This window comes from Geothrix terrae, assembly GCF_022808775.1.
Lineage (GTDB): Bacteria > Acidobacteriota > Holophagae > Holophagales > Holophagaceae > Geothrix > Geothrix terrae.
The window spans coordinates 218408-239944 of the sequence record NZ_JAKZLA010000001.1 but is presented as its reverse complement, the minus strand read 5'-3'; the positions used below and the strand labels follow the sequence as shown (position 1 = coordinate 239944).

Below are 21537 nucleotides of genomic sequence, written 5' to 3'. Positions count from 1 at the left end.
GAACATGGGGAGGTCCCCAGCATACCTCGCAACACTATGTTTGCATCGGAAAAGGCATCCGAAAACGCGTATCAGGGCGTCTTCAAGCCCAGGTTCTTGGCCAGGAAGGCCAGCACATCGGCCCGCTCTTCGATGACCTTGGCCGTGGGCTTGCCCGCGCCATGCCCCGCGCTGGTCTCGATGCGGGTGAGGATGGGAGCCGGGCCCGCCTGCGCGGCCTGGAGCGTGGCCGTGAACTTGTGGCTGTGGGCGGGCACCACGCGGTCATCGTGATCGCCGGTGGTGATGAGTGTCGGCGGATACTTCACGCCGGGCTTGATGGTGTGCAGGGGCGAGTACTTCATGAGGGTCTCGAAGCCCTCCTTCGTCTCGCTGCTGCCGTAGTCGCTCTTCCAGCCCCAGCCCAGGGTGAACTTGTGGAAGCGCAGCATGTCCATGACGCCCACCTCCGGCACCGCGGCGCCGAAGAGATCCGGCCGCTGGGTGAGACAGGCGCCCACCAGCAGCCCGCCATTGCTGCCGCCGTTGATGGCCAGCTTCGGCGTGGAGGTGACCTTGTGCGCGATGAGCCACTCGGCCGCGGCGATGAAGTCGTCGAAGACGTTCTGCTTCTTCGCCTTCCGGCCCGCGTCGTACCACTCGAGGCCGTACTCGCCGCCGCCGCGGAGGTTCGGCATGGCGTAGACGCCGCCCATCTCAAGCCAGACCATGCGCGAGACGGAGAAGGCGGGCGTCAGGGACACGTTGAAGCCGCCGTAGCCGTACAGCAGGGTCGGATTCTGGCCGTCGAGCTTGATCCCCTTCTTGTGCACCAGGAACATGGGGATCTTCGTGCCGTCCTTGCTGGGGTAGAAGATCTGCTCCACCTCGTAATCCGCGGGCTTGAAAGCCACCGTCGGGGCGCGGAATACGGTGCTCTTGGCGGTCTTCAGGTCCAGGCGGTAGATGGTTCCGGGGTAGGCGAAGCTGCCAAAGGTGTAGAAGGTCTCGGCATCCTCCCTGCGCCCCCCAAAGCCAGTGACGGTTCCCAGGGTGGGCAAGGCCAGCGTGCCCGTCTTCTTCCCCTTCAGGTCATAGAACTCCACGGCGGAATGGGCATCGCGCATCCAGGTGGCGATGAAGCGGTTCCCCACGAGAGAGACGGATTCCAGGACATCCCGGCCTTTCGCCTGGGGGATGATCTCGGTCCAGCTCGCGGGCTCGGCCTGCCCCTTTCGGATGGCCACCAGGCGGTTGCGGGGCGCCCCCTGGTTGGTGACGACGAAGAAGCGGTCGCCCTCGTTGTCGACCACGCCGTAGGAGGCGTCCATGCGGTCCAGGAATGGCTCCACGGGGCTGCCGGGCTTCGTGAGGTCCTTGAGGAACAGGCTGGTCTCGGGGTTGGTGCCCTTGTTCCCGGTGATGACGAGCCAGTGGCCATCATCCGTGACCGTGCCGCCGAGGTACCACTCGGGCTGATCCGGACGCTGGTAGATGAGCGCGTCCTCGGACTGGGGCGTGCCCAGCTTGTGGAAGTACAGCATGTGGTTGTTGTTCACGCCCGTGAGCGCCCCGCCTTCCTTCGGGGCCTCGTACCGGCTGTAGAAGAAGCCGCTGCCATCCTTGAGCCAGGAGGCGCCGCTGGCCTTGGACCAGCGGATCTCGTCGGCGAGGTCCTTCCCGGTGGCCACCTCGCGCACCTTCCAGGTCTGCCAGTCCGAGCCTGCCACGGAGACGGAATAGGCCATGAGGCCCCCATCCTCGGTGAAGCTCGCGCCGCTGAGGGCCACGGTGCCATCCTTGCTCAGGGTGTTGGGATCGAGGAGCACCCTTCCCTTCGCCTTGGGATCCTCCGTCACGTACAGGACCGACTGGTTCTGGAGGCCGGTGTTGTAGGAGTAGAAATAGCGACCGCCCCGCTTGAAGGGGGCGCTGAATTTCTCGAAGTCCCAGAGGCGGGCCATGCGCTCCCGGATCGTCGTCCGCTGGGGAATCTGGGCCAGGTAGGCGAAGGTGACCTTGTTCTGGGCCTCCACCCAGGCCTTGGTCTCGGCGCTGTTATCGTCCTCCAGCCAGCGGTAGGGATCGGCCACCTTGGTGCCGAAGAAATCATCCACGACGTCGCCTTTCCGCGTGGGCGGATAAGTCAGGGGGGTCTGGGCGGACAGGGCGGTGGTGATGGCGAGGGCCATGGGAAGGATCCTCATGCGGTGGTCTCCAAGCGGGCAGACATTCTCGCACCAACGAAAGGCCCATTCCCAGCCGTGCATGGCCGGCCGCTTGGTGGTAGGCTCCGGCCAGCCCTGGAGGTCTCTTTGGTCCCACCGTCCAGCAAGAAAGTCTTCGTCCTGGATACGAACGTCCTCCTGCACGATCCGAACTCGATCCTCCACTTCCAGGAACACGATGTGGTGCTGCCCATCGTCGTCATCGAGGAGATCGACCACTTCAAGAAGGACCAGACGGAGGTCGGCCGAAACGCCCGGACGATCTCCCGCATGCTGGACAAGCTCCGCGCCAGCGGCAGCCTCAGCCGCGGCGTGCCCCTGGGCGACGGCGGCTCCCTGAAGGTGGATGTGGAGAGCCACCCCCTGGACCTCGGCATCCTCCGCGAGGACAAGCACAAGGCCGACAACCAGATCCTGGCCTGCGCCAAGCAGCTCCTCGGCACGTCCAAGGAGAAGGTGGTCCTCGTCACCAAGGACACCAACCTCCGCATCAAGGCCGACGCCATCGGCATCCTGGCCGAGGACTACACCACGGACCGGGTGGAGATGGATGAGCTCTACTCGGGCCACAAGAGCTGGGAGGTGGATCCTGCCCAGGTGGATCTCCTCTACGACGGTGGCCTCCCACCGGACCCCGAGCTGCACCTCCAACCCAACCAGTTCGTCACCCTGATGGACCGGTCCAACCCCAGCCACACGGCCCTGGCTCGCTTCATGGCCGGCGAGGCCCTTCTCCGGCCCATGCGCCGGATCGAGGCCTATCCCTGGGGGATCAAGCCCCGCAACCGCGAGCAGCAGTTCGCCATGGAGCTCCTGCTGGATCCCACGGTCCAGGTGGTCACCCTGGTGGGCAAGGCTGGCACCGGCAAGACCCTGCTGGCCATCGCCGCGGGTCTGCAGCAAGTGGTGGATGACGAGGCCTACGACAAGATCCTGGTCAGCCGCCCCGTCATGCCCATGGGACGCGACCTGGGCTACCTGCCCGGGGACGTGGGCGAGAAGCTGCGGCCCTACATGCAGCCCATCTACGACAACCTCGAGTTCATCGTGGCCGCCAACACCGAGGCCCGGCGCCGCAGCACCATGACCGCCGGCCAGCTGGAGGAGGCGGGCTACCTCAGCGTGGAGCCCCTCACCTACATCCGGGGCCGCAGCATCCCCAAGCAGTACCTCGTGGTCGACGAGGCCCAGAACCTCACGCCCCATGAGGTGAAGACCATCCTCACGCGCGCCGGGGAAGGCACCAAGGTGATCTTCACGGGCGATCCGTACCAGATCGACAACCCCTACGTGGATTCCAGCACCAACGGCCTCAGCTTCCTCGCGGACCACTTCAAGCATCTCGATGTATCCGGCCACGTCACCCTGATGAAGGGCGAACGCAGCAAGCTGGCAGAATTGGCGAGCAACCTGCTCTAGGAGCCCCATATGGCAGATTCCTCCTGGGACAACGGCGGACACGGCGTCCCCCTCAAACCGGGCCTGCCCCTCTGGGCGAAGGTCGCCATGGGCTGCGGCATCGCCTTCCTGGTGGCCCTCGTGACCTGCGTGGGCGGCGTCGCCTATGTGGCCAACAAGGCCAAGAAGGATCCCGAAGGGTTCAAGAGCAAGGTCATGGGCTTCGCGCTCGACAAGATCCGCCCCGACTGGGAGGACTTCCGCGCCGTGGTGGACCAGCTCCGCACGCCCGAGGGCTGCCGGGCCCTCTATGCGGCCAACCCCGGCCTGGCGAAGACCTGGCCCAGCGAGTCCGACTTTCTCCAATCCGCAACCAAGTGGCAGAAGGATCTTGCTCCCGTTCCGGACCTCACCCCGGACCTGATGGAACACCAGGGCCTCCGCATCCACCGGGATCTGGGTGGCAAGGTGGAAGTGGGCTGGAGCCCGAAATCGGGGCGATCTGTCTATATCACCTTCGAAAGTGCGCGGAATCCCGGGGACAAGGGGCCCCGCCGCGTGCTCGAAGTGGATGTCCGTTGATTGGATCCGCGGAAACCCTCTGACCGTTCCGGATTGAGGATCAGCAGGTTTTCCGCCAAGATTCAGGCATGACCGCCGCTTTCGGATCCGTATCTGACGCCCTCGCCCTGCTCATGAAGGGCACCGTGACCTGCCACAAGGTGGAACAGCTGGAAGCGAAGCTGAAGGAAGGGCGGCCCCTGAGGATCAAGGCGGGCTTCGATCCCACGGCGCCCGACCTGCACCTGGGCCATGGCGTGCTCATCCGGAAGATGGCCCAGTTCCAGAAGCTGGGCCACGAGGTGACATTCCTCATCGGAGACTTCACCGGCCTCATCGGCGATCCCACGGGCAAGAAGGCCACACGCCCGCCCCTGTCCCGCGAGGAGGTGCTTGCCAACGCGGAGACCTACAAGGCCCAGGTCTTCAAGATCCTCGATCCCGAAAAGACCAAGGTGCGCTTCAACAGCGAGTGGCTTGGCCCCCTGCACGGCGAGCAGTGGATCCGCCTGGCCTCGCGCTTCACCGTGGCCCAGATGCTGGAGCGCAATGATTTCGCCAAGCGCATGGAGGCCCGCGAGCCCATCTCGCTCCACGAGCTGCTCTACCCCCTCACCCAGGCCTACGATTCCGTGGCCCTCCAGGCCGACGTGGAGCTGGGCGGCAATGACCAGCTCTTCAACCTCATGCAGGGCCGCATCCTCCAGGAGGCGTCGGGCCAGAAGCCCCAGGTGGTGCTCACCGTGCCGCTCCTGCTGGGCTTGGACGGCGTCGAGAAGATGTCGAAGTCCCTCGGCAACTACATCGGCTTCATGGAGGATCCGGACACCCAGTTCGGCAAGGCCATGAGCGCCAGTGACGCCCTCATGTGGGACTGGTACCTGCTGCTGACGGACAAGCTCCCCGCAGAGATCGAGCTCCTCAGGCAGGGCCACCCCATGGACGCCAAAAAGGCGCTGGCCCGGCAGATCGTGTCAGATTTCCACGGCGCCGTCGCAGGCCGCGAGGCCGAGGAGCGCTGGGTGCGCCGGTTCTCGGAACGCAGCCAGGAGGAGGCTCCCGAGGTCGCCATGGCCCCCACGGACGGCGAGGTCCCCCTCAGCCGCCTGCTGGTGGACCGCGGCCTGGCCGCCAGCCGCAAGGAGGCCGAGCGCCTCATCGGCCAGGGCGCCGTCAGCCTGGACGGCCAGAAGGCCGGGGATCCGGCCCTGCGGCTCGCGCTGCATTCCGGCCAGTCCCTCCTGGTGAAGGTGGGCAAGCTCAAGCTTGAGCGCTGGATGATCTCATGAGCCTTCCGGCCCTCAAGGACCTCTTCGCCCGGCATCGGACAGGAGCCACCGGCCTGTGGCGCCTGGGCCAGGAACCCAACCGGGTCGTCTACTTCGACGGCGGGAACGTGGTGTTCGCCGCCAGCAGCCACCCCCAGGACCGTCTGACCCACCTGCTGGTGGAACGCGGCAAGCTGACCCAGGTCCAGCTCGACTACGCCATGGCGAACCTCAATCCGACCATGTCCATCGGGCGGAACCTCATTGAAATGGGGTTCATCACCCAGCGGGATCTGCTGGACGTGGCCCGGGCCCAGGTGGAGCGGGTGGTCTGGGCGGTCATGGCGGAGACGGTGGAACGTCCGGTTTTCGAGGCCAAGGCCCTCGACGCCTCCACGGTCCGCCTCCCCTTCGATACTCCGGGCATGCTGTTGGCGGGCGTGCTGAACCTACAGGATCGCGAGCCCCTGCTGGCGGAACTCGGCCCCCTGGACCAGGTGGTGGCCCTGGAGGTTCCGCGCCTTCCCGAGCTCAACCTCCCCCCCGACCTGGTCCGCCTCCCCGGACTCCTGGGCGGCCAGCGGACCCTCCTGGACTTGAGCCGCGAGGCCGGGGTTGAGCCCTTCCGCCTGGGTGCCTTCGTGCTCTACCTGCGGGAGATGGGCTGCGTCCGCCTCCAGATGGCGCCGTCGTCCCCGGCGGCCGCCCAGACCCCAGAACCGGAGCCAATCCTGATCGCGCCGCCTGTGACGCCCCCAGTGGCGCTGCCGGTTCCGCCGCCTTCGCCGGCCGCCCCCTCCCTGATCCAGGCCATCGAAGCCAGCCAGGTCCCCACCACGAACCTGGAGCACCTTTCCGAAGCCCTCGACCGGCTGGGCCCAGAGGACGAATGGGAGGAGCCCGCCCAAGGCGGGCTCCAGCCTCCGCTCTCGCAGGAACGGCCCCTCCCCATCCATCAGACCGCAGCGGGTAGCACGGAACCTCCTGATTTCAAATCCTTTGAACCCAAAGGCACCTCCCGGCGTCCACTCTTTCTATTTGGAATCCTTCTGGTGGTTGCGGGCCTGTGGGGTGGTCTGCGGTGGTACCAACGGAACCCCATCATTCTTCCGAAGCTTGCCCAGCCTTCCCCACTGAGCCCTCCCGCGCCGACACCAAAGCCGGGGCAACCCCTCCCCGAGGCCAGCCCCGAGCCCGAGGTGAAATCAGAGTCCAAGCCTGAGGCTCAAGCCGCCCCCAAACCCGACGCGAAACCGGTTTCCGAACCGGCCAAGGCGCCAAAGGTGGTGCCTCCGGTCCAACCGAAGCCCGCCCCCAGGCCCTCGGTTTCCTCCCAGGCCGAGCGCCTGAAGGCCATCCAGGCGGGCAACTGGAAGCTGGCCCACAGCCAGGGTTTGGCCCTGTGCGCCGCCAGCCAGGACAAGTGGTCCCTGCGCCTGGAGATCGCGTGCCAGGGCGATACGATCCAGCGTGCGGCCGGTCTTCTGAAGGGTCAAAATCCGGATCTCTTCCTCCTACCCATGACCATGCGGAACGGACGCACCTGCCATCAGATCTTCCTCGGCACCTATGAATCGGAGGCCACGGCTCTGGCGGCAGCCCGTCGCCTTCCGCCCCCCTTCCTGGCTGAGGGGAACCGTCCGAAGCCTTTCAAGGTGGACCAGATCCCCAACCGGCAATAGGCATAAGCAGCGGTTTCGCTGCACATATTCCTATTGCAATTTGCAGTCCTTTACAAAAGGGCTAGGCTTCGCCATACTTTATATGTATACGAACTGGTCCATTAAACGTGACCCGTTGATCTTTGTTTGTGGAGCCCGATGCTGTCACCCTTCCATCCCACCAATTGGAGCAAGGCCTGTGCGCTCTGGATCCACGAGATCCATGTCGCCTTCGACCCTCCGACGCCGGTGGACCCAGGCAAAGGCGGGTTTCTCAGAGTCATGCGCTGGAGCACCCCTCGGGTGGCCACCCTGGTCGCCCTCAGCTTCACCCTCCACTGCACCCGGCCCCCGGCGACCTATGCTTCCCCCTCCGCCGGTTCCCGCAATGGTGCCCAGCCCGCAGATGGCCAGGCCTATGTGGAGGAGGGTGTGGCCAGCTGGTACGGCGGGGATGACGACGGATTCGCAGGCCGGCAGACGGCCAGCGGGGAAATATTCGATCCGGAGCAGTACACCTGCGCCCACCGGACCCTTCCCCTGGGCAGCTTCGTGGAAGTCGAGAACCTGGAGAACCGGAAGCGCGCGGTCTTCCGCGTGAATGACCGCGGCCCCTTCATCAAGGGAAGGGTATTGGACCTCTCCAAGCAGGGGGCCAGGGACCTGGGGTTCCTGGGCCATGGGACCGCCCGCGTCCGCCTGCGCTCCGTGGATGCCATGGGCCTTCCCACCGCGCTGGATCCGGCCGTCGATCATGCGGACCCCTTTGTGGTGCAGGTGGCGGCTCTTTCGGATCCCAAGAACATCGAGTCACTTACACGCGAACTTGAAAACACCTTCGGCGTCGTGACGCTCCAGAGCGCCACCACCCGCGGTGGCGTGGCCGTGAAGCGGGTCCGGGTGGGCAGCTACACCAGCCGCCAGGATGCCGAGCAGGCGGCCGAGCGACTCGCCAAGCTCATGAAGGACCGCGGTGTCGAACCCTTCATCACCCGCCAGCGCTGACATGGTCCTGGGGGGACCGCCTGCTCGCTCCGCTCGCGATGTCCCCCCCGGGGGCCCCCACGTGGTGCCCGGGCCAAGCCCGCTCACCACGTCTGATCCCCTGCGCCCCTACTTGGTCATCCCGGCCGGGGGGCGGGGTCTGCGCATGGGCGGCGGCCTGCCCAAGCAGTTCCGCGATTGGGGTGGCCGCCCCCTGCTCCAGGCCACGGTGGAAGCGTTCCTGGCCCCAGGCATGCCTCACCTTGCCGGTATCGCCTTGGCCGTACCTGAAAGCCACCTGGAGGAAACCCGCTCCTGGTCCTTCAGCGCGCCCTGCTGGGTGGTGCCGGGCGGCGACACCCGCCAGGCCTCCGTGTGGGCCGCCCTCCGGGCCCTGCCCGACCAGCCTCTCGCCCCGGTCATGATCCATGACGCCGTCCGGCCCTTCCCTCCGGTAGCGCCCCTGTGGGAAGCCCTGGACGCCCTGAACCAGTTCGATGGCGTCCTGCTCGGCGAACCTTCCACCGACACCCTCAAGCGGGTGGACGAGAACGGCCGGGTGCTCGGCACCGAACCCCGGGAGGCCTTCTTCCGGGCCCAGACCCCCCAGATCGCGCGCCTGGGCACTTGGCTCAACGCCTTCCGCGCCGCCGACGCATCAGGTTTCAACGCCACGGATGACGTCGCCCTGCTCGAGCGCCTGGGCCTGGCGGTGAAACTGATCCCCAGCCCCAGCTCCAACCTGAAGCTCACCACCCCCGAGGACTGGGAGCGCACCCGGCCCGGCTGAACAGACCACGGTGTGTGGTGGATGAACCCACATCCGCTCCTTTGTCATCTTTACTCAAATCATGAAATGATTTAAGTAGTATAATGGCACGATACTAGCTTATGAGTCTGCGAGGACGAACCATGCCCCGCAGCACCACGCCCCAGACCCTGAGCCGCGAGATCACCATCTCGGGCCATGGCCTGCATGGCAACCGCCCCTGTTCCGTGCGCCTGGTACCCGTGGCCGAGCCCACGGGCATCCTGTTCGTCCACACGCCCACCGGCACCGCGATCCCCGCCCGCGCCGACTTGGCCGGCGACCTGGTGCTGGCCACCACGTTGGTGAAGGATGGGGTGCGCCTCCAGACCGTCGAGCACCTGCTGTCGGCGCTCATGGGCCTGGAAGTGGAGCACCTCCGCATCGAGGTGGACGCCGAGGAGCTTCCCATTCTCGATGGCAGCGCCGCCCCCTGGGTGGAGGCCATCCTGCAGGCCGGCGTGAAGGGCCTGGAAGGCCGCCGCCGCTTCATGAAGATCACCCAGCCCATCGAAGTCCGGAATGGCGACCGCTGGATCCGGGCCCTCCCCTACGACGGCCTGCGCCTGCGCTACGTCATTGACTTCCCCATCCCTGCCCTGGGCCGCCAGAGCCGCGAGCTGAGCCTCACGCCCGACAAGTACCGCCGGGAGCTGGGCGCCGCCCGCACCTTCTGCCTGGCCCAGGAGATCGACATGATGCGCGCCCGCGGCCTGGCCCTGGGCGGCAGCCTGGACAACGCCGTGGTCTTCGGCGCCGACGGGCCCCTGAACGAGTCCCTGCGCTACGAGGACGAAGCCGTTCGCCACAAGATGCTCGATCTGGTGGGCGACCTGGCCCTGCTCGGCGCGCCCCTGCTGGGCCTGGTGGAGGCCCATGCCGCCGGCCATGCCCTGCATGTGGCCCTGGCCCAGGCCATCCTCGCGGCTCCCAGCTGCTGGGAGTGGACCGAAGAGGCCGAGCCCGCCAACGTGCGCTTCTTCTTCCAACCCGCAGGGCTCACCGCCGCGGCGCAGCCTGCCTGAACCGATTTCGGGTTGCGGCCCACGACAGGGATCTGTCAGCCTGTTCCCTTCACCCGAGAGGTGCATAGGTGTTACTTCATCTCCTTCAGTGACCTGACGAACCGGGCGGACGCGCCCGGGCAGGTAAGCGACTGGGTGGCCGCGCTGGCGCGGAACGGGGGGATGGAAGAGGACACTCGGAAGGCCGTCAAGGCCATCCTGGCGGATGTGCGCCGGGATGGCCTGAAGGCCGTGCTGGATTGGACCTCGCGCCTGGATGGCGTAGCCCTCGATCCTGCCGCCCTGCGCATCCCCGAAGCGGCCCTCCAGGCCGCCCGCGCGGACCTGGACCGCCGCCAGCCGGATCTCATGGCCGCCCTGCGGGAGATGATCGCCAACGTCCGCCGCTTCGCGGAGGGCCAGCGCGGCTGCCTGAACGACCTGGAGCTGCCCCTGCCCGGCGGCGGCACCGTGGGCGAGCGCTGGTGCCCGCTGAAGACCGCGGGCGTCTACATCCCCGGCGGGCGCGCCTTCTACCCCTCCACCCTCGCCATGACCGTGATCCCCGCCCAGGTGGCCGGCGTGAGCCGCATCGTGGGCGTCACACCTCCCAAGCCCCAGCCCAGCCTGCCCGGCGCCTGGGGCGTGGACCCCCTGGTGCTGGCCTGCGCCGCGGAGCTGGGCCTCACCGAGCTGTACCCCTTCGGCGGCGCCCAGGCCCTTGGCTGGCTGGCTTTCGGCGAGCCCGCCGTGGACCTCGTCGCCGGTCCCGGCAACCGCTTCGTGGCCGAAGCCAAGCGGCAGCTCATCGGCACCTGCGGCATCGACGCCCTGGCGGGCCCCACCGAGCTGCTGGTCCTGGCCGACGGCAGCGCGGATTCCGCCTGGCTCGCCGAAGACCTGATGGCCCAGGCCGAGCACGATCCCGACGCCGCCGCCGTGCTGGTGAGCGCCGATCGCGCCCTGCTCAAGGCGGTGGAGGCCGAGCTCCAGGCCCGCGTGGCCGCCTCGCCCCGCCGCGCCATCCTCGAGCAGAGCCTGGGCGTCCACGGGCGGCTGGTCTGCGCCGAGCGCGACCTGGCCATCGCCCTGGCCCAGGCCTGGGCGCCCGAGCACCTCGAGCTCTGCGTCCGCGATCCGGAAGTCTGGCTGCCCTCGCTGACCACCGCCGGAGCCGTCTTCATCGGCAGCGCCAGCGCCGAGGCCTTCGGCGACTACGGTGCCGGGCCCAACCACGTGCTGCCCACGGATCGCAGCGCCCGCTACACCAGCCCTCTGGGCGTGGCCACCTTCCTCAAGCGCCAGAGCCTGCTGCGGCTCTCCGCCGGCGATGCAGCCGCCATGGCTCCCTGGGTCGAGAAGCTGGCCGAGGCCGAGGGCCTCACCCACCACGGCCGCAGTGCCGGCCTGCGCGGCCATCACCACCCCTAGGGAGCGCCTCTCCGCCGAGCGCTCCGATCCGCTTCTTCTCCCCCGGAAGCCTGGTTTCCTCCTACCCTCATCCCGAGTTGCCCATGTCCTTCCTCCGACCTGACCTCGCCGACCTGCCCGCCTACCGGCGGCCTCCCGAGCCTCCCACGGGCCTCCGGCTGCACATGAACGAGGCCGGTTCCGACTGGCCGGCCGAGGCCCGCGAGGCCCTGCTGGCGCGGCTCCGCACCCTACCCTTCAACCTCTACCCCGAGCGCCAGGAGGAGCTCACCGAGCGCCTGCGGAAGCGCGTGGGCGCCCCCGAGGGCGGCCTGCTGCTGGGCCCCTCCAGCGGCGCCCTCCTGGACCTGGTGGCGATGGCGGGCCTGAGCTTTGGCGACACGGTGGCCATCCCGGATCCAGGCTTCAGCCTTTACCCCATGCTGGTGCGCCGGAACGGCGGCCAGGTGCGCAAGGTGCCCCAGGGCACCGGCTTCCCGCTGGAGCCCTGGTTCGAGGCCCTGGACTGCCGCCAGATCTGGCTGACGCTGCCGAACAATCCCACCGGCGCCTGGGTGTCGCCGGAGGCACTGGAGCCCCTGCTGGCCGCCGCCGCGGCGCGGCCGACGCCGCCCCTGGTGGTGATGGACGAGGCCTATGCGGAATTCGCTCCCGCCACCCACCGCCTGGCCGTGGACCGTTATCCGAACGTGGTGCTGCTCCGCACCTTCAGCAAGGCACTGGCCTCCGCCTCCTGGCGCCTGGGCTACCTCCTGGGCGACCCTGCCCTGGTGTCCAAGCTGGCCACCCTGCAGCTGCCCTACTCCATTCCGGCCGCCAGCCTGGAGGCCCTGGACGTGGCCCTGGACTTCGCCCCGGCCTTCGAGCCCGCCGTGCGGGCCCTGCCGGAGCGGCGCGACCGCCTGGCGGCCTCCCTGGCGACAGCCCTGCCCGCGCACCGCGCCGCTCCCAGCGCAGGCAACTTCATCCACGTGACGCCGGATCCCTCGGATGCGCTGGAAGCCGAGGGCATCAAGGTACGCCGCCTGCCCGGCACCGGCGCCGCGCGGCTCACCATCGGCACGGAGCCGGACACCGCCCGCGTGGCCGCGACCCTGGGCGCGGCACTGCCGAAACCCGCGCCACGGCCGCGCCGCCGCCTGCTGGTCCTGGACATCGACGGCGTGCTCATCGATGCCGACCGCAGCTTCCTGGAGGCCGTGGCCCGGACCCTGGCGGAGCTGCGCCCCGCCCTGCCCTGGTCTGACGACTCCTATCGCGCCTTCAAGCGCCTGGGCGGATACAACAATGACTTCCGCCTCGCAGCGGGCGCCCTGGCCCTGGCCGAGGTGCACGGCGACGTGGACCTCCGGCCCGTGATTGAAGCGGCGAACGGCCGCGGCTTCCCGGAGCTCGACGCGCAGATGGAGGCCCTGGAGCCTGCGGCGCAGATCGTCGTGCAGAAGCACTACGCGGACACCATCCGCCTCGAACGCCCCCTGGTGGGCCTGGCCGAGCTGCAGGCCACGGGCTGGGAGCTGGCGGTGCTCACGGGGCGGCCACCCGAAGAACTGGATCTAGCCTGGAAGGTGCTGGGCTTCTCGCTGCCCGCGGTCTGCGACGCCGCGCCCCACCTGCGCAAGCCCGAGCCCTCGGGTCTGCTCCAGCTGGCGGACGCCTTCCGGGCGGAAGAGGTCGTCTTCGCTGGGGATACCGTCGACGACGCGCGCTGCCTGCGGGCTGCCGCCGAGCTGAAACCCGAGGTGGCCTGGCGCTTCGCGGCCATCGGACCCGACCGCAGCCGCTTCGCAGCCGCGGAAGACGTGCAAACCGAGACCCTGTGCGACCTGCTGCCCACGCTGACCCAGGAGCTGCCATGAGAAGCGCCACCCTGACCCGCGCCACCGCCGAGACCCAGGTGAAGCTGAGCCTCTCCCTGGATGGAGGCGAAGCCCGCATCCGCACGGGCCTGGGCTACTTCGACCACATGCTGATGCAGCTCGCCAAGCACGGCGGCTTCGGCCTCGAGGTCGAGGCCACTGGCGACCTGCCCGTGGACAGCCACCACTTGGTGGAGGACGTGGGCCTCTGCCTGGGCGAGGCCCTGAAGACGGCCCTGGGCGACCGGGCCGGCATCGCCCGCTTCGCCCACGCCTACGTGCCTCTGGACGAGGCCCTGGCCCGGGTGGTGGTGGACCTCTCCGGCCGTCCCTGGTGCGAGTTTCACGCGGACCTGCCGCCGGTCATCCTCGGCGACGGCTTCCAGGTGGAGATGGTCCGGGAGTTCTTCATCGCCGTGGCCATGCGCGGTGGCCTGGCCATCCACGCGGACCTCATCCGCGGCGTGAACACCCACCACAAGGTCGAGGCCCTCTTCAAGGCCCTGGCCAAGGCCCTGCGCCAAGCCACCCGCGCCGAGGGCGGCGGCGTGCCCTCCACCAAGGGGACCCTGTCCGCATGAGCGCCGGCACCATCACCCTCATCGACTATGAGGCAGGGAATCTCGCCTCGCTGGAAGGCGCCCTGGAACGGCTGCGCCTGCCTTACGTCCGCGCCGCCTCGCCGGACCAGGCCGCGGAATCCGGTCCCATCGTGCTGCCCGGAGTGGGCCACTTCGAAGCGGCTCAGCGCTCCCTCCAGGAACGCGGCTGGTGGGGTCTGCTGCCCGCGCTGGTGGCGGAAGGCCGGCCCCTGCTGGGCATCTGCCTGGGCCTCCAGCTGCTGGCTGAAGGCAGTGAAGAAGCGCCCCGCACGCCGGGCCTCGGGCTCGTCCCTGGCCTCGTTCGCCGCCTGGGGCCCGGGGTGAAGGTTCCGAACATGGGCTGGAGCCGCGTGCGCCGGGCGAGCGACCACCCCGCACTGCCGGACGCCGAGGGTGCCTGGCTCTACTTCGTCCACAGCTACGCCCTGGAGCCCTCGGCCGACACCGTCTACCTGGCCGATCACGGCCGTCCCTTTGCCGCCGTCGAGGCCCGGGGGAAGGTCATGGGATTCCAACCCCACCCGGAGAAGTCCGGGCCCGACGGTCTGAGGCTGCTCCAGGCTGCGCTCACCTGGATGGGCGCCACCGCAATCGCCCCGGAGGAACCATGCCTTTGACGTTGGAGGCGCCATGCAACTGATCCCGAGCATGGACCTGATGCAGGGCCGCCTGGTGCGGCTGCGGCACGGGGACCGGAAGCAGGCCACCTTCTATGACTTCACGCCGGAAGCGTGGGTCGAGCAGTTGATCGAAGCTGGCGCCCGCCGCATCCACCTGGTGGACCTGGACGGGGCCTTCGGCGAGCCCCGCCAGGGCGCCTTCACCGCCTTCCCCGCCCGCTACCCGGAGGTCCGCTTCCAGCTGGGCGGCGGCCTGCGGGACCGCGCGGCCATCGAGGAGGTGCTGGCCCTGGGCTTCGACGCCGTGGTGGGCACCCTGGCCGTGGAGCAGCCCTCGGCCCTGCGGGGCCTCCCGGGCGATCGCATCGTGGCCGCCCTGGACCTCAAGGGTCAGCGGATCGTCACCCGCGGCTGGCAGGCCGACAGCGTCTGCGACTCCACGGATGTCTTCGAGGCCCTCCTCACCCTGGGCTTCGACCGGGCCCTGGTCACGGACGTGAGCCGGGACGGCACGCTGGAGGGGCCGGGCCTCGAAGCCACGGCCTGGGTGGCCCGGGAGGGCTTCCGCGTGCAGGCCTCCGGCGGGGTGAAGGACCTGTCCGACCTTCCGGCCCTGGCCGCGCTGCCCGGCGTGGTGGGCGCCATCAGCGGCAAGGCCCTCATGGAGGGCCACATTCCCTTGGACGACCCGCGCACCCGCGCCGCTCTGACAGGAGGCGCCTGATGCCCGCCAAGCGCATCATCCCCTGCCTGGACGTGAAGAACGGCCGTGTGGTGAAGGGCATCCAGTTCAAGCAGCTCCGCGACCTGGGACACCCCGTGGAGCTGGCGCGCCGCTACGACCAGGAGGGCGCGGACGAGCTGGTCTTCCTCGACATCGCCGCTTCCCTGGAGAACCGCGGCACGCGGGAGGCCTGGGTCCGCGACGTGGCCCGGGAGCTCAGCATCCCCTTCACCGTGGGCGGCGGCGTATCCAGCGTGGAGGACGCCCGCAGCCTCCTGCGCGCCGGTGCGGACAAGGTGGCCGTGAACACCGCCGCATCCCTGCGGCCGGACCTGGTCTGCGAACTGGCGGACGCCTTCGGGCGCCAGTGCGTGGTGGCGGCCGTGGACGTGAAGCGCGACGCCGACCTGGGCTGGCGCGTCTACCTCAAGGGCGGCACCGAACCCACCGAGCGGTCTGCCGTGGACTGGCTCTGGGAACTCAATGACCTGGGCGCCGGCGAGATCCTGCTCACCTCCATGGATCGCGACGGCACCGGCGACGGCTTCGACCTGCCCCTGCTGGACCTGGCCTCGGAGCTGCCCATCCCCCTCATCGCCTCCGGTGGCGCGGGCCTGGAGGTCCACTTCCTGGAGGCCCTGGAGCACGGCGCCGACGCCGTGCTGGCCGCCACGCTCTTCCATGAGGGCATCCTGCCCATCCCCCGCCTCAAGGCCTACCTCGCCCAGAACGACCTCTCCGTACGGATCTGACATGGACCTCGACACCCTCACCTTCGATTCCGCCGGCCTCATCCCCGGCATCGTGCAGGACCGCGCCGGCGCGGTGCGCATGGTGGCCTGGCTCAACCGGGAATCCCTCCAGCTCACCCTCGACACGGGCTTCGTCACCTTCTGGAGCCGCTCGCGCCAGGCCCTCTGGGTGAAGGGCGAGAGCAGCGGGAACCGGCTCCAGGTGATCCAGATCCGCCCGGACTGCGATTCGGATGCCCTGCTCATCCTCGCGGAGCCCGAAGGCCCGAGCTGCCATCGCGGCACGGAAAGCTGTTTCGATGCCGCCCCCGGAGAAGGCCAGGCCACCGCCCCCTGGCCCACCACCCTGCCCTGGCTCGGTCGTCTGGAGACCCTCCTGAAATCCCGCAAGGCGCTGGCGGATGTGGACGGCAGCTACACCCAAAAGCTCTTCGCCCAGGGCGTGGATCGCATCGCCAAGAAGGTGGTGGAGGAGGCTGGCGAGGTGGTCATCGCCGCCAAGAACGACAACCGCGAAGAGTTCCTCGGCGAGGCCGCAGACCTGCTGTTCCACCTCGACATGCTGCTGCTGGAGCGTGGTGCCAGCCTGCTGGATGTGGTGGAGGTGCTCCACCGCCGTCACGCCGACCGCACGGGAGGGCCCGCCTGATGGCCGTCCGCACGCCCCACTTTCCCGACCTGCTCTTCAACTCCGCCGCCCGGCTGCGCCGCTGGGAGGGCGCCCTCATGGGCCTGCTGGCGGATCATGGCTACCGCGAGCTGCATCCCTCGCTCGTCCTGCGGGAAACCCCGCCGGAAGGCGCGCTGCGGTTCTTCGACGGCGACGAGCTGGTGGCCCTGCGCTGGGACTTCACCGTGGCCCTGGCCGGCCTCCTCACCCGCACCTTCCCCGCGCCGCCGGACCGCGTGGCCTATGCCGGCGCGGTGTTCCGGCGCCCTGTGCAGCCCTGGGAGGCCGTGGAGCGCTTCGAGGTGGGCTGCGAGCGCATCCAGCCCGAAGGCGAGCCCGCTGCGGAGGCGGATGTGGAGCTGGCCCGGCTGCTGATGGCCGTGCCCGGCCTCCTGGGCCTGAAGAGCGCCATCCTCCACCTTGGGAACGCGGCCCTGGTGCGCCGCCCCCTGGAGGCCGAAGGCCTGTTCGGCGAGCTGGCGGACGCCGTGGTGGCGGCCCTCTCCCGCCGCGCGCCCCACCGCGTGCGCGAGGCCCTGGACGGCCATCCCTCCGCCGTGCGCCTCACGACCCATGCGGAGGCCCTGCTGTCCGAGCTTGACGGTCCCGGAACCCTGAGCGCCCTGGCTGCCAGCCCCTACGCCGCCTTGCTGGAGGAGGAGCGGAACCACATGGATCGGGCCCTCAAGGCTCTGCTGCCCATCCTCCCGCCCAACCTGGAGCTGCGCGTGGACTTGGCGGACGTGGCGGGCCTCGGCTTCTACACGGGCCCCACCCTTCGCCTGTGGGCCCCGGGCGCCCAGCAGGAACTCGCTGCGGGCGGCCGCTACGACCGCCTCTTCCCGGGCCTGGGCCGTCCCTGGCAAGCCGCGGGCTTCTGTGTTCGTCTGTCGCGCCTGCTCGACCTGGCTGCCACCCGCCCCGACCTCTTCGAGGAACCCCGATGAACCAGACTCTGCTCATCGCCTTTCCCAAGGGACGGCTCGGCGACGAGCTGGTGCCCCTGCTGGCCGGCACGCCCCTGGCCCTCGACGCGGCGGCCCTGAAATCCCGCGTCCTGCGCATCCCCACCGCCACCCCCGGCGTGGCGGCCCTGCTGCTCAAGGGTGCGGACCTGCCGCGCTACGTGGCCGCCGGCGTGGCATCGCTGGGCATCGTGGGCTCGGACACGCTGGACGAGATGGACATGGACCTGCTGGAGCTGGCGGATCTGGGCTTCGGCGCCTGCCGACTGTCGCTCTGCGCCAAGGCGGGCGTCAGCCTGGACGACCTGCGGGCCAAGCCCCACCTGCGCCTGGCCACCAAGTTCCCCAAGGCCACCGAGGCCTGGCTGGCCCACGAAGAGCTCACCGCCGAGCTGGTGCCCCTCAGCAGCAGCGCGGAGCTGGCGCCCCTGCTGGGCCTCGCGGACGCCATCGTGGACCTGGTGCAGACCGGCGGCACCCTCAAGGCCCACGGCCTGGTGGAGACCGCCATCCTCGGCCGCTCCTCCGCCCGCCTCGTGGCCGCCCGCGGCGCCTATCTCAGCGAGCCCGGCCGCATCCGTCCCCTGGCGGAGATGCTGCTCGGGGCGCTGAAGGCAAAGCCCTAGATCTGGCGCTGATCACTCCGATGCGCCCGGGCGGACGCTGAGGATCTCCAGGCGCATCGTCCCGGCAGGTCGCCGCCACACGACCTCATCGCCGGATTCCGCGTTCAGCAGGGCCTCGCCCAGCGGCGAGACCCAGCTGACCTTGCCCCGGGAGGGATCGGCTTCGTCCTCGCCGACGAGGGTGTACGTCGTGATCACGCCGGCTTCGTCGCAGACTTCCACGGCGGCCCCGAAATGCGCGCGGTCCTTCGGCTTGCCGTCGGAAGCCACCAGGACGGCACGGTTCAGGCGCTCCTGGTAGTAGCGCAGGTCGCGCTGGACGATGGCCAGCTCCTGGGGGTTGGCGAGCTTGCCCTCCGCCAGCAGCCGGCTCTGGCGGGCCGCCAGGTCCTCCTTCACGTCCTGCAGCTGCCGCAGCCCGGCGGGCGTCACATAGTTCGTATGGGGGCTCTGGGGTCGGTCGGGCAGGACTTCGGGGCGCCCCGCGTCATCCGGATCCTTGATGAAGGCTCGATTCACCGTGTCGCTCGGAAATTGATTGGGATGGACATCCAGGGGTGCGTCCTCTGGGGTCGCAGCCCATGGTGAGTCCTGCGACCAGGCCAGATCAAGCCCGGACTCCCACAACCGGCCCTGGCGGCTACACTCAGGGATTTCCCATCCTCAGGACGCCATGAATCCCAACCTTCGCAGAACGCCCATCGATGACGACCTGGGCCTGGGTCTCCAAGCCGGCCGCGAACGCGGAGTCAACAAGGATGGCTCCTTCAATGTCCGCCGCATGGGCCTGCCGCGCTTCCGCCCCTACGACCTCTATCACCACCTCATCACCATGGGCTGGGGGCGTTTCCTGGGGCTGCTGTTCCTGGCCTTCCTCGCCACCAATGCCGTCTTCGCCTTGATCTACCTGGGCATCGGCATGGAGCAGTTCACCCGCCAAGGGGGCATGGGATTCCGGGAGCGGCTGCAGGATGCGTTCTTCTTCAGCGCCCAGACTCTGACCACGGTGGGCTATGGCCACATCAGCCCCCACGGATTCCTCGCCAACGTGGCCGCCGCGCTGGAATCGCTCCTGGGCCTCCTGAGCTTCGCCCTGGCCACGGGCCTCCTCTACGGGCGGTTCTCCCGGCCTCAGGCGTGCCTGCGGTTCAGCAACCCGGCCGTGATGGCCCCCTACCAGGGCCTCACCGGCTTCATGTTCCGTCTCGTGAACATGCGCAGCAACGAGCTCATCGAGGTGGAGGCCACCGTGAGCCTCTCCCTCCAGGATCCGGCCTCGGCCACCCGGCGCTTCATGCTGCTGCCCCTGGAGCGTCCGAAGATCCACCTGTTCCCTTCCAGCTGGACGGTCGTGCACCCCATTGATGAGACCAGCCCCCTGTTCGGATTGACGGAGGCGGACCTCCGCCACGCGAAGGCGGAGTTCATCGTGCTCATCAAGGCCTTCGACGACACCTTCTCGCAGACCATCTATGCCCGCACGTCCTACACCGCCGACGAAGTCCGCTGGGGGGCCCGGTTCAAGCCCATGGCCTTCATCGGGCCGGACGGCATGACCGAGATGGACGTGGAACGCCTGGACGCGCTGGAGGACCTGGCTCCCGCCCACCGGAGCTGATCGCCAGACCGGGGCGGAAGCCACACCCGGCCGATCCCTGGGATGGCCTTGAGATGGACTCAGCCCCGGACTTCACCGTAGATGTTGTCCCGCTGCCACGGCTCATAGCCCGCGGCGCGGATCATGCGGGTCATCTCGTCCTTGTTCACGCTGTAGCAGGTGCCCGCGGCACTGACGACGTTCTCCTCGAGCATGAGGCTGCCCATGTCGTCGCAGCCGTAGTGCAGGGCCACCTGGCCGGTCTTGCGACCCATGGTGACCCAGCTGCTCTGGATGTGCGCGAAGTTGTCGAGGAAGATGCGGGCGATGGCGATGGTGCGGAGATACTCCACATCCGTGGGCTTGGGCACCTTGCCCTCCCATGGTGTGTGGCCACTCTGGAAGGGCCAGGCGGCGAAGGCGGTGTAGCCGCCGCCATTGTTCCGGGCCAGGGCGCGATCCTGCTGGTCGCGCAGGGCCTCCAGGTGCTCGATGCGCTCGGCCAGGGTCTCCGTGATGCCGAACATCATGGTGCCCGTGGTCTTGACGCCCTCCTCGTGGGCCGCCTCCATCACTTCCAGCCACTTCTCGCGGCCGCCCTTGAGTGGCGCGATCTTCTTGCGGATGCGGTCCACCAGGATCTCCGCGCCACCGCCGGGGATGGAGCCGAGCCCCGCCTCGCGCAGGTCCGCGATGGTCTTGCCGAGGGTCTGGCCGCTCAGCTTCGCCATCATCTGGATCTCCACAGGCGAGAAGCCGTGGACCCAGATGCCCAGATCGTGGTGAAGGTAGTGCACCAGGTCCAGGTAGTAGTCCCAGGGCAGGTCGGGATTCACGCCGCCCTGCAGCAGGAAGCCCGTGCCGCCGATGGCCTGGGTCTCCTCAGCCTTCTGCTTGAGCTGTTCCTTCGTGAGCACGTAGCCGCGGGTGTCCCCGGGCTTGTGGTAGAAGGCGCAGAACGTGCAGTAGACATTGCAGACGTCCGTGTAGTTCACGTTGCGGTCGATGACGTAACTCACGCGACGGGGATCGTTGTGGCGATCCCGGGCGGCGGTGGCGGCCACCGCCAGGTCCGGCAGCTCCGCCCGCTCCATGAGCAGCAGGGCTTCCGCGGCGGACACGCGGCGGCCCTGGAGGACGCCCTCCAGGATCGCCTCGGGGGTATCGAGGGCCTTCAGCATGCCTAGACCTGGTACCCCATGACCTGGAGGCACCGGCGGCAGACGCACTCCTGGCCGGGGATGCCGTGCTGGAAGTGCTCCAGTGTGTAGGGATTGCGGCACTTCTCGCAGATCTGGGTGGGTTCGGTGGTGGTCTTCGGGGCGTAGAGATGGGTGGGATCGGGCATGGCGGACTCCGGAACCTCCAGGATATCAAAGGCGGTCCCGAAGGACCGCCTTTGATTCGGAAACACGGGAATGGCTACTCTTCGACGGCGCCCGCCTTGGCGCTTTCGTGGGGCCGGTCGTTGCGCTTGCCCTGGTGCTTGTGCGCCTGCACGTCCAGCTTCTCGATGGCCTGGGTGATGCTGGCATACATGTCCGCGGTCGTGGCCGAGGCCACGAAGGCGTTGGCGCGGGTCTTCAGCGTGATCTCCGCCTCATGACGGTGCTTCTCCACACCCAGGATCACATGGACGTCGATGATGTCGTCCAGATAGGTGGCCATCTTGTCCAGCCGCTCTTTGGTGAACTGCTTCAGGGGCTCGGTGAGCTCCACGTGACGGCCGGTGTAGTGGACCTTCATGGGACACTCCTGAAAGGGGCCGGGTGGCCCGGGAATCGTGGAACCGGCGCAGGA

22 protein-coding genes are annotated in these 21537 nt (G+C 68.7%); 17 read left to right on the top strand and 5 right to left on the bottom strand.

What is annotated here, in order from left to right:
* Positions 1-71: 71 nt before the first annotated feature.
* On the bottom strand, positions 72-2186 hold the full coding sequence (locus tag MLE42_RS01100; protein WP_243286031.1) for a prolyl oligopeptidase family serine peptidase: 2115 nt from the start codon (positions 2184-2186) through the stop codon (positions 72-74).
* 108 nt (positions 2187-2294) lie between these two features.
* Here MLE42_RS01100 and MLE42_RS01095 point away from each other — a divergent pair, with 108 nt between their 5' ends.
* From MLE42_RS01095 to hisG, 16 genes are all read left to right on the top strand, one after another.
* Positions 2295-3626 (top strand): PhoH family protein, encoded by a 1332-nt coding sequence (locus MLE42_RS01095; protein WP_243286030.1) that lies wholly within the window; start codon positions 2295-2297, stop codon positions 3624-3626.
* A 9-nt stretch (positions 3627-3635) separates the two neighbouring features.
* A complete protein-coding gene (locus MLE42_RS01090) occupies positions 3636-4187 on the top strand; it encodes a hypothetical protein (RefSeq protein WP_243286029.1) in 552 nt (183 codons plus the stop codon).
* Between the two features lie 68 nt (positions 4188-4255).
* Positions 4256-5455: a tyrosine--tRNA ligase gene (tyrS, locus tag MLE42_RS01085; protein WP_243286028.1), complete on the top strand. Its 1200-nt coding sequence runs from the start codon at positions 4256-4258 to the stop codon at positions 5453-5455.
* Positions 5452-7116: a DUF4388 domain-containing protein gene (locus MLE42_RS01080; protein WP_243286027.1), complete on the top strand. Its 1665-nt coding sequence runs from the start codon at positions 5452-5454 to the stop codon at positions 7114-7116. The genes tyrS and MLE42_RS01080 overlap by 4 nt, the downstream gene beginning before the upstream one ends.
* Positions 7117-7254: 138 nt before the next feature.
* Complete coding sequence (locus MLE42_RS01075; RefSeq protein ID WP_243286026.1) at positions 7255-8100, top strand: septal ring lytic transglycosylase RlpA family protein; 846 nt, start codon at positions 7255-7257, stop codon at positions 8098-8100.
* A 61-nt stretch (positions 8101-8161) separates the two neighbouring features.
* On the top strand, positions 8162-8869 hold the full coding sequence (locus tag MLE42_RS01070) for an IspD/TarI family cytidylyltransferase (RefSeq protein WP_243286025.1): 708 nt from the start codon (positions 8162-8164) through the stop codon (positions 8867-8869).
* Between the two features lie 122 nt (positions 8870-8991).
* Positions 8992-9912: a UDP-3-O-acyl-N-acetylglucosamine deacetylase gene (gene lpxC / locus MLE42_RS01065; protein WP_243286024.1), complete on the top strand. Its 921-nt coding sequence runs from the start codon at positions 8992-8994 to the stop codon at positions 9910-9912.
* 162 nt (positions 9913-10074) lie between these two features.
* Complete coding sequence (hisD, locus tag MLE42_RS01060; protein WP_243286023.1) at positions 10075-11322, top strand: histidinol dehydrogenase; 1248 nt, start codon at positions 10075-10077, stop codon at positions 11320-11322.
* Between the two features lie 83 nt (positions 11323-11405).
* Entirely contained in the window at positions 11406-13181 is a 1776-nt protein-coding gene (locus MLE42_RS01055; protein ID WP_243286022.1) for an aminotransferase class I/II-fold pyridoxal phosphate-dependent enzyme, read from the top strand.
* Complete coding sequence (gene hisB, locus MLE42_RS01050; RefSeq protein ID WP_243286021.1) at positions 13178-13762, top strand: imidazoleglycerol-phosphate dehydratase HisB; 585 nt, start codon at positions 13178-13180, stop codon at positions 13760-13762. Before MLE42_RS01055 ends, hisB begins: the two co-directional genes overlap by 4 nt.
* Positions 13759-14400 (top strand): imidazole glycerol phosphate synthase subunit HisH, encoded by a 642-nt coding sequence (gene hisH / locus MLE42_RS01045; protein WP_243286020.1) that lies wholly within the window; start codon positions 13759-13761, stop codon positions 14398-14400. The genes hisB and hisH overlap by 4 nt, the downstream gene beginning before the upstream one ends.
* Positions 14401-14413: 13 nt before the next feature.
* Entirely contained in the window at positions 14414-15127 is a 714-nt protein-coding gene (locus MLE42_RS01040; RefSeq protein ID WP_243286019.1) for a 1-(5-phosphoribosyl)-5-[(5-phosphoribosylamino)methylideneamino] imidazole-4-carboxamide isomerase, read from the top strand.
* Entirely contained in the window at positions 15127-15879 is a 753-nt protein-coding gene (gene hisF, locus MLE42_RS01035) for an imidazole glycerol phosphate synthase subunit HisF (protein ID WP_243286018.1), read from the top strand. The genes MLE42_RS01040 and hisF overlap by 1 nt, the downstream gene beginning before the upstream one ends.
* 1 nt (position 15880) lies before the next feature.
* A complete protein-coding gene (gene hisIE, locus MLE42_RS01030; protein ID WP_243286017.1) occupies positions 15881-16528 on the top strand; it encodes a bifunctional phosphoribosyl-AMP cyclohydrolase/phosphoribosyl-ATP diphosphatase HisIE in 648 nt (215 codons plus the stop codon).
* Positions 16528-17496, top strand: a complete 969-nt coding sequence (locus tag MLE42_RS01025) for an ATP phosphoribosyltransferase regulatory subunit (RefSeq protein WP_243286016.1) — start codon at positions 16528-16530, stop codon at positions 17494-17496. The genes hisIE and MLE42_RS01025 overlap by 1 nt, the downstream gene beginning before the upstream one ends.
* Positions 17493-18140, top strand: coding sequence for an ATP phosphoribosyltransferase (gene hisG, locus MLE42_RS01020; RefSeq protein WP_243286015.1), 648 nt, complete (start codon positions 17493-17495; stop codon positions 18138-18140). The genes MLE42_RS01025 and hisG overlap by 4 nt, the downstream gene beginning before the upstream one ends.
* A gap of 12 nt (positions 18141-18152) precedes the next feature.
* On the opposite strand, the gene MLE42_RS01015 is transcribed toward hisG, so the two are convergent.
* Complete coding sequence (locus MLE42_RS01015; protein ID WP_243286014.1) at positions 18153-18659, bottom strand: GreA/GreB family elongation factor; 507 nt, start codon at positions 18657-18659, stop codon at positions 18153-18155.
* 154 nt (positions 18660-18813) lie between these two features.
* Between MLE42_RS01015 and MLE42_RS01010 the strand changes: the two genes are divergently transcribed.
* On the top strand, positions 18814-19758 hold the full coding sequence (locus tag MLE42_RS01010; protein WP_243286013.1) for an ion channel: 945 nt from the start codon (positions 18814-18816) through the stop codon (positions 19756-19758).
* A 59-nt stretch (positions 19759-19817) separates the two neighbouring features.
* Here the strand turns inward: MLE42_RS01010 and MLE42_RS01005 are convergent, their stop codons facing one another.
* The 3 genes from MLE42_RS01005 to hpf all read right to left on the bottom strand — a co-directional run bounded on the left by MLE42_RS01005 (position 19818) and on the right by hpf (position 21483).
* Complete coding sequence (locus tag MLE42_RS01005) at positions 19818-20918, bottom strand: CofH family radical SAM protein (RefSeq protein ID WP_243286012.1); 1101 nt, start codon at positions 20916-20918, stop codon at positions 19818-19820.
* 2 nt (positions 20919-20920) lie between these two features.
* Positions 20921-21085, bottom strand: coding sequence for a hypothetical protein (locus tag MLE42_RS01000; RefSeq protein ID WP_243286011.1), 165 nt, complete (start codon positions 21083-21085; stop codon positions 20921-20923).
* Between the two features lie 74 nt (positions 21086-21159).
* Positions 21160-21483 (bottom strand): ribosome hibernation-promoting factor, HPF/YfiA family, encoded by a 324-nt coding sequence (gene hpf, locus MLE42_RS00995; RefSeq protein WP_243286010.1) that lies wholly within the window; start codon positions 21481-21483, stop codon positions 21160-21162.
* Between the last annotated feature and the right edge of the window lie 54 nt (positions 21484-21537).